11 protein-coding genes are annotated in these 12630 nt (G+C 72.2%); 6 read left to right on the top strand and 5 right to left on the bottom strand.

Annotation, left to right across the window (positions count from 1 at the left end; translation table 11 throughout):
• Positions 1–642: T9SS type A sorting domain-containing protein (locus KDM41_03735; protein ID MCB1182521.1), on the top strand; the 642-nt coding region annotated here is incomplete at its 5' end.
• Between the two features lie 41 nt (positions 643–683).
• On the opposite strand, the gene KDM41_03730 is transcribed toward KDM41_03735, so the two are convergent.
• Positions 684–1514 carry a phosphatase PAP2 family protein gene (locus KDM41_03730; GenBank protein ID MCB1182520.1) on the bottom strand — a complete coding sequence of 277 codons (831 nt, stop codon included), beginning with the start codon at positions 1512–1514 and terminating at the stop codon, positions 684–686.
• 105 nt (positions 1515–1619) lie between these two features.
• On the opposite strand from KDM41_03730, the gene KDM41_03725 reads away from it, so the two are divergent.
• Positions 1620–3545, top strand: a complete 1926-nt coding sequence (locus tag KDM41_03725; GenBank protein MCB1182519.1) for a hypothetical protein — start codon at positions 1620–1622, stop codon at positions 3543–3545.
• Between the two features lie 45 nt (positions 3546–3590).
• A complete protein-coding gene (locus tag KDM41_03720; GenBank protein ID MCB1182518.1) occupies positions 3591–4469 on the top strand; it encodes a flap endonuclease in 879 nt (292 codons plus the stop codon).
• A gap of 74 nt (positions 4470–4543) precedes the next feature.
• Here the strand turns inward: KDM41_03720 and KDM41_03715 are convergent, their stop codons facing one another.
• A complete protein-coding gene (locus KDM41_03715) occupies positions 4544–5044 on the bottom strand; it encodes a hypothetical protein (GenBank protein MCB1182517.1) in 501 nt (166 codons plus the stop codon).
• Positions 5045–5158: 114 nt separating this feature from the next.
• A complete protein-coding gene (locus tag KDM41_03710) occupies positions 5159–5806 on the bottom strand; it encodes a DUF429 domain-containing protein (GenBank protein MCB1182516.1) in 648 nt (215 codons plus the stop codon).
• 168 nt (positions 5807–5974) lie between these two features.
• On the opposite strand from KDM41_03710, the gene KDM41_03705 reads away from it, so the two are divergent.
• Entirely contained in the window at positions 5975–6427 is a 453-nt protein-coding gene (locus tag KDM41_03705) for a nucleoside deaminase (protein MCB1182515.1), read from the top strand.
• A gap of 75 nt (positions 6428–6502) precedes the next feature.
• On the opposite strand, the gene KDM41_03700 is transcribed toward KDM41_03705, so the two are convergent.
• Complete coding sequence (locus tag KDM41_03700; protein MCB1182514.1) at positions 6503–8410, bottom strand: thiol-activated cytolysin family protein; 1908 nt, start codon at positions 8408–8410, stop codon at positions 6503–6505.
• A 194-nt stretch (positions 8411–8604) separates the two neighbouring features.
• On the opposite strand from KDM41_03700, the gene KDM41_03695 reads away from it, so the two are divergent.
• The gene (locus KDM41_03695; protein ID MCB1182513.1) at positions 8605–11286 is read left to right on the top strand and encodes a protein kinase; all 2682 of its coding nucleotides are present in this window, start codon (positions 8605–8607) and stop codon (positions 11284–11286) included.
• A 7-nt stretch (positions 11287–11293) separates the two neighbouring features.
• Positions 11294–11956, top strand: a complete 663-nt coding sequence (locus KDM41_03690; protein ID MCB1182512.1) for a class I SAM-dependent methyltransferase — start codon at positions 11294–11296, stop codon at positions 11954–11956.
• Between the two features lie 87 nt (positions 11957–12043).
• Here the strand turns inward: KDM41_03690 and KDM41_03685 are convergent, their stop codons facing one another.
• Positions 12044–12523: a flavin reductase family protein gene (locus KDM41_03685; protein MCB1182511.1), complete on the bottom strand. Its 480-nt coding sequence runs from the start codon at positions 12521–12523 to the stop codon at positions 12044–12046.
• Positions 12524–12630: the final 107 nt, after the last annotated feature.

The following is a 12630-nucleotide window of genomic DNA, read 5'->3' as shown; positions in this document are numbered from 1 at the left end:
TTCTTCGACCAGTGGCTGACCCGCACCACCTACCCCGTGCTGCGCGTCGACTGGCAGAACAACTGGCAGGAGGGCGCCAACGAGGTGCGCGTCCGCGTGCGCCAGGAGCAGGACCCCGAGCCGGACGGCTCGCAGCCCGCCTACCGCTTCCCCCTCGACGTGCAGATGCGCGGCGCCGGCCTCGACACCACCGTCACCCTGATCGTCTACCGCCTCGACCAGGAGTTCGTGGTGCCCCTGCCCGCGACCATCAGCAATGTCGACATCGACCCCCAGCGCTGGCTGCTGCACGATGACGCCGCGGATGTCCTGAACAAGTCGGGCCGGAACGTCGCCGCGGCGCCGGTGCGCCTGCTGCCCGCCACGCCCAACCCGTTCAACCCCCGCACCGTGTTCATGTGGGAGACCGAGGTGGCGACCAGCGACGAGGTCGAGATCTTCGACGTGATGGGGCGGCGCCTGCTGCATCGGCAGTGGGGCGAGCGGACGGCCGGACGGCGCGAGTTCCTCTGGACCGGCACCGACGACACCGGCCGCGAGGCCCCCTCCGGCATCTACCTGTACCGGGTCACGACGCGCGGCCAGGCCGAGGCCGGCCCCTTCCAGCGCCGCCTGCACGGCAAGGTGACCCTCGCCCGCTGATCCCGCCGGACCGGTCCCGGTTCCGCCGAACCTGCGCAGGCTCAGAAACGCCAGGACACGGCCAGGGCGGGCCCCTGCGGCGTGCCGGCCACCACCGGACGCGGACCACCGTAGCGGTCGTGCAGGTTGACGAGGCAGCGCGCGACGGCGGTGCCGAAGGCGGCCGAGAGGAAGACGTCGCTGGGCCAGTGGGCGTCGCTCGCCACCCGCTGGACCCCGACCGCCGCCGCCACGGTGTAGGCCCCGACGGTGAACCAGGTGCGGTTCGCGTGGTGGGAGAGGATCGTGGCCAGTTCGAAGATGTTGATGGCGTGGCCGCTCGGGAAGCTGGTGGCGTCCTCGTTGCCCCACGACTCGGGCCCGTTGCCGGCGTGGGGCCGGTCGCGGCCGGCCACCGACTGGACCGCCAGCTTGCCGAAACCCGCGATGAAGTGCGCCTCGAGGATCTCGCCGAAGATGCGGGTCGCCTTGTCCGAACCGACGGCGTAGCTGACGCCCAGGCCGGCGAACCAGTACTTGTTCATGACCCCCATGTGGCCCACCGGCTCGGCGAACTCGCCCAGTTCGTAGAACCACTTCAGGCCGGGCTGGTCGCGGCCGTCATGCACCGCGTCACGGATCGCCTCGTCGTTGTTGTAGATGACCAGCGTCGTGGCCAGGATGCCCGACCAGACCAGGGCCTGCCGGCCCGTGATGCGGAACGGCGACGTGGCGACGTAGGCCGTGTCGTGGACGAAGACCCGGCCGGCGTAGACCGCGTCGCGGCCCGGGCCGCGCGCCGGCGGCGGCCCCGGGTCCTTCAGGGCGTGGGCCGGCGTCGGCGTCAGGACGACGCCCGCCAGCAGCAGCAGGAACGGCAGGCAACGGTTCATGCCCGCAGTATGACGGCGCCCCGCACCGGAAGCAAGCCGCACCGCGCGGCGTCGCCATGTGGTATGATGGCGCATTCCCACCACGAAGCCCCGACAGGAGTCGCCGTGAGCCCGCGCGCCCGCATCCTTCTCGTCCCCGTCTTCGCCGTGACGCTGCTCGCGGCGCTGCCCGCACGCGCGGCGGTGGCTCCGGCCCTGCCCTACGCCGACCTGGTGCACGAGGTGATCGGCTTCCTCTATTCCGACGTGGGCTGGAACGGCATCCGCACCAACGACGACGACCCGGCGGGCTACCCGGTGCCGCCCTACTTCTACAGCTACGCCATCAACGACGGCAACAACCTCGACGGCAGCCTCGTGGGCTATCCGGGCTACCTTTCGGTGAGCTATCCGGGCTACACGGCGTCGGTGGCCATCGACGCCTTCCTGGACTGGCGGCGCTTCAGCGGCGACCTCTCGGGCGAGGCGCTGGCCCGGGCCCGGGCCTACGCCGACTGGATCCTCGAGCACCGCACGCCGGCGGGCGACCTCTACGGCAACCTGCCCTACAGCACCCAGACCGACGGGGTCATGGGCGGCGGCTGGGACGGCCCCGCGATCATGACCGACAAGCCGCCCATGTTCGCCCTGCGGCTGCTGCGGCTGTACGACATCACCGGCGAGGCGGCCTACTGGAACGGGGCGGTCGAGATCGCCGACGTCATGGCGGCCACCCAGCTCGGCGGCGGCGCCGCGGACGACGGCCGCTGGCCCTTCCGCGTGGTGCCGTCCGACGGCACCGTCACCCAGGACTACACGAGCCACCTGACGCCCGCGATCCGCTTCTTCGACGCCATGGCCGCGCGCACCGGCAATGCCGCCTACCAGGACGCCGCCGACCGCGCCTGGGCCTGGCTGCTCGCCAATCCGGGCAACCCCGCCGCCGCCGACTACATGCGTTTCGAGGGCTTCTACGAGGACCAGTCGCCCGAGATGCAGACCGGTTTCCAGGACCACTATTCCGGCCACGAGATGCTGGTCGAACTGCTGCGGCGCCGGCCCGCCGGCTGGCAGGACCTGGCCGTGACGATCTGGGATTCGCTCTCGTCGCGCTACCTGCAGGAGTCGCCGTCGCCGAAGTACGACCCCTACACGCCGGTGACCCTCGAGTGGTCCGGCTGGCCCGAAGCGACCTACGCCAGCAGCCTGCAGTACGCGCGCACGGCCCTGCTGCTCGACCAGGCCCTGGCCGGCGATCCGCGCCGCGATGCCGCGTGGCGCACGACGGCCCTCGACATGGCCGCCGCCTGCTCCCACGGCCGCAACACGCGCAAGAACGACGGCCGCATGTTCACGACCGTGCGCGACATCATCACGTACTTCAACAGCGACAGCTGGTACGAGCAGAACTTCAACACCGTGAAGTACTGCCTTGAGATCATGGCCCTCGAGCCGGATCTCGCCCCGGTCGGCGACGCCTACATCCTCGCCGCCGACCACGCCCTGGTGAGCATCGACCGTCCCCTGGACGGTCCGAGCCTGGAGTACGCCACCGCCGGCGGCGCCGGGCTCGAGCGGGTGAAGCTGCCCGGGGCCCCCGGCGGCGTGTACGCCGGGGCCGCGCCGCTGCCCCAGGTGGCCGGACCGGTGCCGGCCACCGCGGGCTGGAGCTGGGATCCGGCCACCGCCGTGGCCACCATCCGCCACGACGACGGGCCGGTGGCCATCGTCATGGGCCCGACGGCGGTGCCGGAGACCGGCGCGCCCGGCGGCCCGGCCCTGCGCATCCGGGCGTTGTCGGTCCCGGGCGGCGCGCGGGCCCTGTTCGCCGTCGACCTGGCCCGCGACGGCGCGATGGAGTTGGCCGTGTACGACCTGCAGGGGCGGCGGGTGCGGCGACTGGCCACCGGCGCCACGTGGTCGGCCGGCACGCGCGAGATCGCGTGGGACGGCCGCGACGACCACGGCCGCACCGTGGCCAGCGGCGTCTACCTCGTGCGCGGTCGCAGCGGCGGCGCCGAAGCCCGGGCGCGCGTCCTGCAGATCCGCTGAACGGGGGCGCGCCGCGCCCCCCCGACCCGAACGAAGGGACTCGTCGTGTCCGCTCCCCGCACCGCCTGGCTGGTCGACGGCATGGCCTACGTCTTCCGCAGCTTCTTCGCCATGCGCCCCATGTCCGCGCCGGACGGCACGCCCATCAACGCCGTCTTCGGCCTGGGCATGACGCTGCAGAAATTCCTCGGCGACCACACGCCCGAACTGCTCGCCTGCTGCTTCGACGCCGGCGCGCACACCTTCCGCAACGAGATCTTTCCCGCCTACAAGGCCAACCGCGGCGCACCGCCCGAGGAGCTGGTGCCCCAGTTCGACCTGTGCCGCGAACTGGTCGCCCGGATGGGCATCGCCACGGCGACCTGCCCCGGCTACGAAGCCGACGACCTGATGGCGACACTCACCGAACGCCTGCTCGGCGAGGGCTGCGAGGTGGTGATCGTGTCGGGCGACAAGGACCTGGCCCAGCTGCTGCGGCCCGGCGTGCGCATCTACAACCTGGCCAGGGACGACTGGCTGACCCACGACCGGGTGCCGGAGAAGATGGGCGTGCGCGCCGACCAGGTGCGCGACTTCCTCGCCCTGACCGGCGACGCCGTCGACAACATCCCGGGCGTGCGGGGCGTCGGGCCCAAGGCCGCCTGCGCCCTGCTCGAGGTCTTCGACGATCTCGATGCGGTGTACGCCGACCTCGACCGGGTCGAAGCCCTGCCGGTGCGCGGCGCCAAGGGTCTGCGGAAGAAGCTCGAGGAGGGCCGCGACGGGGCCCTCATGAGTCGCCGGCTCGTGGCCCTCGACGTCGCCGCTCCCTGCGACTTCGGCGTCGACGACATGGTCTACCGGGGCGCGGACTCGGGCGCCCTCGAAGCCTTCGCCGAGCAGTGGGGGCTCGGCCGCGTCGCCGCGCGCGTGCCGCGGCGCTGATCCCCGGGGCGGCGAACGACGAAGGCCACTCCCGGCGGGGAGTGGCCTTGCGAGTCCCGTCGGTCTCCGTGCGGCTAGAAGTGCACGAGCGCCCCGAGGGTGACGGAGTTCATGTCGTCGGTGGTGACGCCCTCGAGATCGCCGAACTTCTCGAAGCGGTAGGTGCCGAAGACGTCGAGGTCGAGGCCGCCGAGGCCCAGCCGCACGCCGGCGCGCAGGGCGTACCACGGGTCCTGCCAGCCGAAGCCCCCGCCCATGTGCCCCACGCCCACGCCCACGCCGCCGTAGATGAACTGCCCGATCATGGCGTAGGCCTGCGGCGACCAGTACAACTCGTCGGTGCCGGCGTAGCTCGGAATGAACTCGACATCGCCCTCGAGGCGGAGCAGCGGGCCGTCGAAGGCGACGGAGCCCATGAAGCCGATCGCGCTGTCGTCGAAGCCCTCGACGTCCTTGAGGTCGCCGACGGTCTTGAGGTAGTGGATGCCGCCGCCCAGCTTCGCGCCGGCGGCCGCCGGGGAAGCCGCGAGCACGGCCAGGCCAAGGACAAGGGTGAGGCGCAACAGCGACTTCATGTTTGTTCCCTCCGTGAAACGTTCGCCCGGATTCCGGCCGCGGATCGGCGGCACGGGATTGCGCCCCACGGTAGCGTCGAACGGGGCGGGGCGCCAGACGGCCCTCCGTCCGGCTCAGCACACCAGATCGAACGGATGCAGGGGCGGCTCGGCCGCGTGCCGCCAAACCGCGCGTCCCCGCGCCGCGCCGTGGGCCCCGAGGGCGGCGGCGGCGGCCATGACGGCATGGTCGCCGGCCCGGGTCGGCAGACCGGCCACGCCCTGGGTCGCGAGCCACGCCAGCACCGCGGTCCGGGCGCCGGCCACGCGCTTCAGCGACCGCACGAGCCCCGCCTCCGCCCCGCGCAGCACGAGGCTCCCCCCGGGATGGGTTTCGCACACGAACGGGTCGGGCCAGGTCGCCTGCAGCAGGCGGGCCACGGCCATGCCCCGCAGAGTGAGATACGCCATGCGGGTCATGGTCGGCGCCATGACGCTGCCCGGGGGCAACCCCGCCGCGGTGAGCCGCGCCCGCAGGGCCCGGTCGCCGGGACGGTCGCCGCCGCCGGGATTGTAGCTCAACGGGGCATCGAGCCCGGCCACGAGGGCGCCGGCGACGGGCACATGCCCCCGCAGCCACGCCAGCAGGGCGCGGTCGTCCAGGCCGGTGCGCAGTTCGACGAGGGCCAGGCCCGTGCCGCGGGTCGCGAAGAGGGCGGCGGCGGTGTCGGGGGCATTGGCCGGTCCGGCCAGATCGAGGCCGAGCACGAAGCGGGGTGCCATGGTTCGCCTTCCGGTCGGGGGTCGGCGCCATCGTACCGCGCGCGGCGGCCGCAGGCCAGCGCCGGCGGGCCACCCGCCCCGCCCGTTCGTTCGTCCCTCAGGCCCATGGACCTGCGGCCGATGAACAGGTAGATTCAGGAACGAGGTGCAACCATGACCGAGACCCCCATGCAGGCCGCCGTGGCCGAAGCCCGCCGCGGCCTCCGCAGCGGCGAGGGCGGCCCCTTCGGCGCCGTCATCACCCGCGACGGCGTGATCATCGCCCGCGCCCACAACCAGGTGGTCGGCAGCAACGACCCCACCGCCCACGCCGAGGTGCAGGCCATCCGGGCCGCCTGCCGCGCCCTCGGCACCTTCGACCTGTCGGGCTGCGAGATCTGGTCCACCTGCGAACCCTGCCCCATGTGCTTCGCCGCCATCCACTGGGCCCGCCTCGACCGGCTCGCCTACGGTGCCACGCGGGAGGACGCCGCGGCGGTGGGCTTCGACGACGCCCGGATCTACCGCGAGCTGGACGGCCGCGAGGCGCCGCCCTTCGCCGTCGCAGCGGACGTGGAGCGCGACGCGTGCCGCGCGCTCATGAGCGAGTGGCGCGACGACGCGTCGCGCGTGCCGTACTGATTCCCGGCGCGCACACGGCCGCGAAAAGCCGCCCCGCCGAAGCAGAGCGGCTTCCCGGTGGCGGCGGGTCGGAGGTCAGATCCCCCACCGCTCCATGAGCGACGTCTCCAGGGCCCGCCGCTGCGACTCGGTCGCGGCGAACGGGTACACCTGCAGCTCGCGGAACATGAGCGAGGCGTCGGCCTGGGCCCTGTCGTTGCGGGCGAAGCCGGTGACGCCCAGCTTGGCGCCCGTGAAGACCTCGATGGGCGTGGTCATCGTCGCATCCTCGGCGATGAGCACGCCCTGGTCGTACAGGCGCATCCCCTCGGTCTGCGAGAAGCGCACCGTCAGCACGTGGAAGCCGGTCTGGTCGATGATGTTGAAGTCGATCGGCCCGATCAGCGGCGCGGCCACTCGCGTCGAACCGCCATGCCCCACGAAGAAGCGGTGGTCCGGACGGGTGAAGCCCATCTCGAGCGTGCGTCCGGCGTCGACGCCGTCGCCCCACAGCCACTTCAGTTCCGGCGACGTCGTCGGATCGAAGTCGCCCAGCGACAGCACGGCGAACATGGTGTAGTCGGTGTCCCGCATCATCGAGCCCTGGAAGTTCACCTCGGGGAAGCACTCGTCCGGAAAACGGCCTTCGCTGTTCGGCCAGACGTGGAAGTACAGGATGCTCCAGTGGTCCCACCAGCTGCCCGCGCCGTTGGCCAGCCCGTTGCTCTTGGGCATGTCCCTCTGGGCGTCGCCGAACAGGTTCTCCCACACCCGGATGCGCTTGCTGCTGCCGTCAAAGATGTCGGGCGCCCACTGCACGCCCCGGTCACCCCGGTACCAGGCCAGGCCGCCGGGCAGCGACTCGCCCAGCGGCGTGCAGTCGACGAGGTCGTACTGGGTCGCCACGCTCACTCGGAGCTGCCGGGCCGGATCGGCCGCCGCGTTCACCGTGTAGCTGATGGGCTGTCCGGTGGTGATGCGGTCGCCCAGGGCCACGAAGGCCTTCAGGGCCTCGAAGTCGCCCATCAGCGCCTGGTTGGCCAGCTGGCTGTCGCCACCGATGGCGTAGCCGCCGATCTTCACCTCGTTCAGCTCGCTCACGTACTTCACGCCGCCGTCGAAGGTGCCGCCCGAGGTCGCGCCCTGGAACGAGGCCCGGATGCTGGCCTCCATGTCGTACGCCGTCTCGGTCGACTGGATCAGCAGGTAGAAGATGCGCCCGTAGGTGACGCTCGACACGTAGGCCGCCGGATTGCCCGGCTGCACGTAGCGCGACAGCTGCTCGGTCGTCACGCCCGCTCCGAAGAACTGGGACGGGTCCGTGGGAGTGGTGAAGGCCATGGTGTAGTAGCTCTGGGTCAGCTTCACCAGGAAGCTATTGTAGCGCACGTCGCTCGAGTAGTCGAGGCTGCCCCGGATGTCGGTGGTCAGCGAGTTGTAGTTGGCCCGCATGGCCACGCCGAGCTGCTCGCGCGTCGAGATGCGCTCCATGGTGAAGCTCGTCCGCGCCGGCAGATCGTCCGGCGTGCCGGCGATGATCTCGTTCATGGCCGTGTACACCGACCCGATGCTCACCTCGGGCAGGGTGCGGGCGACCGTGCCCGAGCCGTTCACCAGCGTCACGACGATCGAGCCGCCCCCCCGCGCGACCGGGATCTCCGACGGGGTCGCGTTGCCGAGCGTGATGCCCTGGAGCAGGTTGCCCGGGTAGACGATGCGCGAGTTGGGGTCGAACTGGGGGTACGTGTCGAAGTTCTCGACCAGGTTCACCGTCGAGCGGGTGCAGTAGTACTGCTCGTCGCCGCTGTCGTACTCCTCGGGGTCGGTCTCCTCGTACAGGGGCGCCGGCTCGCTGAACTCGCCGCCGGCGTCGAGCACGGCGACCAGTTCGGTGGGCTTGCTGCCCGATCCGCCGGGATCGACGGGACCGTCGTCGCGTGAGCAGGCGCCGGCCAGCAGCAGGAAGAGCGACAGGAAAAGCAGGAATCTGTTTTGACGACGCATGTTCATCTCCGGGCGATGCAGGTGCAACCGCCGACGGCCGGCGGACGGGTTCTCGGAGGCACATGCGGAGGCCCGGCGGGAAGTGCGCAGCCGCGGGCCGGAAAAATTCCGGCACCTTTACGGGAGGCCGGCACTCGCCTATCCTGACCGGGCGCTCACCCGTTTCCGTCTCCCTGTTCCGGACCTGGATGGCGATGATCGGCCGCTCCCTGTCGCACTACGAGATCATCGGTCTGCTCGGCCAGGGCGGCATGGGCGAGGTGTACCGGGCCCGGGACACCCGGCTCGACCGCGAGGTGGCGCTGAAGGTGCTGCCGGCCGCCATGGCCGACGACCCGGCCCGCCTGTCGCGCTTCGCCCGCGAGGCCCGCACGGTCGCGGGTCTGAACCATCCCAACATCGTCACCCTGCACAGCGTCGACGAGGCCGACGGCGTCCACTTCCTCACCATGGAACTGGTGGCCGGACGCAATCTCGGCGAACTGCTGCCGCCGGACGGCTTCCCGGCCGAGCGGGTGATCGCCGTCGCCGCGGCCGTCGCCGACGCCCTGGCCACGGCCCACGCCCAGGGCGTCGTCCACCGCGACCTGAAGCCCGGCAACGTCATGGTCACCGACGACGGCGCACGCGTGAAGGTGCTCGACTTCGGCCTCGCGAAGCTGAACCTGACCCCGGACGAGGAAAGCAGCGACACCCTCGACACGCTCACCGTGACCCGCGCCGGCGTGCTGCTGGGCACCCCCTGGTACATGTCGCCCGAACAGGCGCGCAACGGACAGGTCGACCACCGCTCCGACATCTTCTCCCTCGGCGTCATGATGTACGAGATGGCCGCGGGCAAGCGGCCGTTCGAGGGCGAGAGCACCATCGAACTGCTCTCGGCGGTGCTGCGCGACGATCCCCGCCCCCTGTCGCTGCTCCGCCCCGACCTGTCGGTCGACCTCGATCGCATCATCCGGCGCTGCCTGGCCAAGGAGCCGGACCTCCGCTACGCCGACGCCGCCGCGTTGGCGGCCGACCTCCGGGCCGTGCAGGGCGGGTCGTCCGTGTCGGCGGCGACCCTCGAGCTGCCCGACCCCGGGCTCGACACGTCGGGCGGCCGGGCCGCGGGATCCCGGCCCGGACGCCGGGTGGCCGCGATCGCGGCCGGCGTCGTGGCGGTGGTCGCCGCCGGCGCCTTCCTGCTCGGCCGCGGCGGGGGCGACGTCGCGACGCCACCGGGCGGCGCGGGCTCGGTCGTCGCCGTACTGCCCTTCGAGAACCTGGGCCACGAGGCCGACGAGTACTTCGCGGCGGGCATGACCGACGAGATCACCTCCCGCCTCGCCGTGATCGAAGGCCTCGGCGTCATCTCCCGCACGAGCGCCCGGGTGTACGAGGGGTCGGAGAAGTCGATCCGCGAGATCGGCGGCGAACTCGGCGCCGACTACATCCTGGAGGGCACGATCCGCTGGGACGAGTCGGCCCACCGCGTGCGCGTGTCGCCCCGCCTGATCCGCGTGGCCAACGACACCCAGGTCTGGACCGACCGCTACGACCGCGAGGTCACGGAGATCTTCGCCCTCCAGGCCGAGATCGCCTCGCGCATCGCCGAGGCCCTGGACGTGACCATCCTCGCGAGCGCGCGGCAGATGCTCGACCAGCGCCCCACGGCGAACATGGCCGCCTACCAGGCCTACCTGCAGGGCATGCGCCAGCTCCGCGCCCCGGGCTTCAGCCGCGAGTCGTTCGAGCTGGGCGTGCAGATGTTCGAGCGCGCGGTCGCGGCCGACCCGGACTTCGCCCTCGCCTGGGCCCGCCTCGCGTCCATGAACGCCCGGATCTACCACTACGGCTTCGACCGCACCGCCGCCCGCCTGGCCGCGTCCCGGGACGCCGCCGACCGGGCCCTCGCCCTGCGCCCCGACCTCGCCGAGGCCCATCTGGCCCTGGGCCAGTACTACTACTGGGGCGCGCGCGACTACCCCCGCGCCCTGGCCGCCCTCGACGACGCGGTCCGGATCGCCCCGAACCTGGCCGAGGCCATGCTCACGAAGGCGTACGTCCAGCGGCGACAGGGCGAGTTCGAAGCCTCGCTCGAGTCGTTCGATCGCTACCGCGTGCTCAGCCCCCTCGACCCCAACGTGTTCGTCGGCCAGGGCGAGACCCTCGGCACCCTGCGCCGCTATCCGGAGGCCGAACGGGCCTTCCGCCGGGCCATCGAACTGCAGCCCGACGACCCCTATCCGTACACCGAGACGGCGCTGCTGCTGCTCCGTTGGCGGGGCGACGCCACGGCCGCCCGCGCCGTCCTCGCCATGGCGCCCGCCGGGGCGGGCAACGAGTCGTGCCGGGTCGGCTATCTGGTCGAGCTGCTCGACCGTCGTTTCGAGGCCGCGCTCGAGCGCCTCGACGCCTGCGGCGGCGAACCGCTGCAGGCCGGCTCGTTCTACCTCCCCGCCGACCTGGAGCGGGGCATGGCCCTGCGCGCCGCCGGCCGCGACGCCGAAGCCCGCCCGGCGCTGCAGCGGGCCGCCGCCGCTCTCGCGGACCTGGTCGCCGCCTTCCCCGACGACCATCGCTACCACGCCGCGCTGGGCCTGGCCGCAGCGGCCCTCGGTCGCGCCGAAGAGGCCGTCGCCGAGGCCCGCCGCGCCACCGATCTCGATTCCCTGGCCCGGGACGCCCTCTCCGCGCCCGTGCCCCTGATCAACCTGGCCCTCGTGCACGCGACCCTCGGCCAGGTCGATCCCGCCGTGGCGGCCCTGGACGAGGCGCTTGCCATCCCCTCGATCATGTCGACGGCCTGGCTCCGTGCCGATCCGCGCTGGGACGCGATCCGCGACGCCCCGGCTTTCGTCCGGCTGCTGGACCGCCACGAGACCCGATCGGAGTAGGACGCCCATGGAATCGCCCCGCGACCGCACCCTCCGCCTCGCCCGCCGGTACGCCGCCGACGGCGACCCGGACGGCTGGTTCGACGAGTTCTACACGCGCGCCGGCGGCGACCACCGCAACGTCTACTGGGCCGATCTCGCGCCCGGCCCCCACCTCGTGGCGTGGCTCGCGCGCCATGCCGCCGCGCCCGGCGGACGCGCCGTCGTGGTGGGCTGCGGTGTGGGCGACGACGCCCTGGCCCTCGCCGCCGCGGGCTACGCCGTGACCGCGTTCGACGTCTCCCCGGCGGCCATCGCCCTCTGCCGCGACCGCTTTCCCGACGCCGCCGTGGACTGGCGGGTGGCCGATCTCTTCGCCCTGCCCGCCGACTGGTCCCGCGCCTTCGACGTGGTCTACGAGTGCAACACGATCCAGGTGCTCACCGGCGCGAATCGCGTGCGGGCCCGACGCGCCATCGCCACCCTGGCCGCGCCCGGCGGCGCCGTGCTCGTCTCTTGCCGCAGCCGCGCGACCGACGCCGGCCTCGACGCCTGGCCCCTGGCCCTGGACCGGCCCGAGATCGACGGCTTCCAGGCCGAAGGCCTCGTCGCGGAGGAGTTCGACGCCTACGACGACGACCAGGAGCCGCCGGTGCCCCACTTCTTCGCCGTCTACCGCCGCCCCCGCTGAGCCCGGATCGGCGCGACGCCGCTCCCCGGCACGCGAAAGGCACCGGACCCCGCGGCCCGGTGCCTCACGTCGGCGCGGTACGAACCCTCAGTACTCGAGTCCGGACTTCCGCAGGTGCACGAAGGGCTTGGCCTCGTCGTTCAGGATCCGCGACGACGCGACTTCGGCGAACACCACCAGGTGGTCGCCCGGCTCCGCCGACCCGACCAGCCTGGCCTCGATGACGGCCTTGGCCCCGTCCAGGGTGACCGTGCCCGACTCCTCGACGGTGTGGGGAATCTCGCGGAAGGGGTTCAGGTCGGGGTCGTAGCCCGTCCAGAAGTGGCGCAGGAAGCTGGAGTCGTGGTCGCCGACGACGTTGATGGAGAAGGGACGGCCGGCCTTGATCAGGTCGTACGCCGGGCGGCCGGGCTTGACGGCCAGGGCCAGCAGAAGCGGGGAGAAGCTCACCTGCTGGATGAACGACGCCAGATAGCCGTCGATCATTTCGCCGTCGCGGGCGCAGACGATGAACAGGCCGCTCGGGATCTGGCCGACGCCGCGGGTCTCTTCCTTGCTCAGACTCATGGGGACTCCTCGGGAAAACGGTTCTGGGGCGGATCCGGTTCTGCCGTCACAAGATAGCCCAATCGGCGGCGGCGGCACCCGACAGGCGCGCGGGGGAACCTTCACTT

The sequence above is a fragment of the bacterium genome, assembly GCA_020440705.1.
Lineage (GTDB): Bacteria > Krumholzibacteriota > Krumholzibacteriia > LZORAL124-64-63 > LZORAL124-64-63 > JAGRNP01.
The sequence above is the reverse complement of the archived record's forward strand: the minus strand, read 5'-3'. Positions and strand labels throughout refer to the sequence as shown.

What these genes read in the sequence shown, in the direction of transcription:
- KDM41_03685 (MCB1182511.1), bottom strand. Translation starts at nt 12,523, where the DNA reads ATGAGTCTGAGCAAGGAAGAGACCCGCGGCGTCGGCCAGATCCCGAGC.
- KDM41_03695 (MCB1182513.1), top strand. Translation starts at nt 8,605, where the DNA reads ATGATCGGCCGCTCCCTGTCGCACTACGAGATCATCGGTCTGCTCGGC.
- KDM41_03705 (MCB1182515.1), top strand. Translation starts at nt 5,975, where the DNA reads ATGCAGGCCGCCGTGGCCGAAGCCCGCCGCGGCCTCCGCAGCGGCGAG.
- KDM41_03690 (MCB1182512.1), top strand. Translation starts at nt 11,294, where the DNA reads ATGGAATCGCCCCGCGACCGCACCCTCCGCCTCGCCCGCCGGTACGCC.
- KDM41_03715 (MCB1182517.1), bottom strand. Translation starts at nt 5,044, where the DNA reads ATGAAGTCGCTGTTGCGCCTCACCCTTGTCCTTGGCCTGGCCGTGCTC.
- KDM41_03700 (MCB1182514.1), bottom strand. Translation starts at nt 8,410, where the DNA reads ATGCGTCGTCAAAACAGATTCCTGCTTTTCCTGTCGCTCTTCCTGCTG.
- KDM41_03710 (MCB1182516.1), bottom strand. Translation starts at nt 5,806, where the DNA reads ATGGCACCCCGCTTCGTGCTCGGCCTCGATCTGGCCGGACCGGCCAAT.
- KDM41_03730 (MCB1182520.1), bottom strand. Translation starts at nt 1,514, where the DNA reads ATGAACCGTTGCCTGCCGTTCCTGCTGCTGCTGGCGGGCGTCGTCCTG.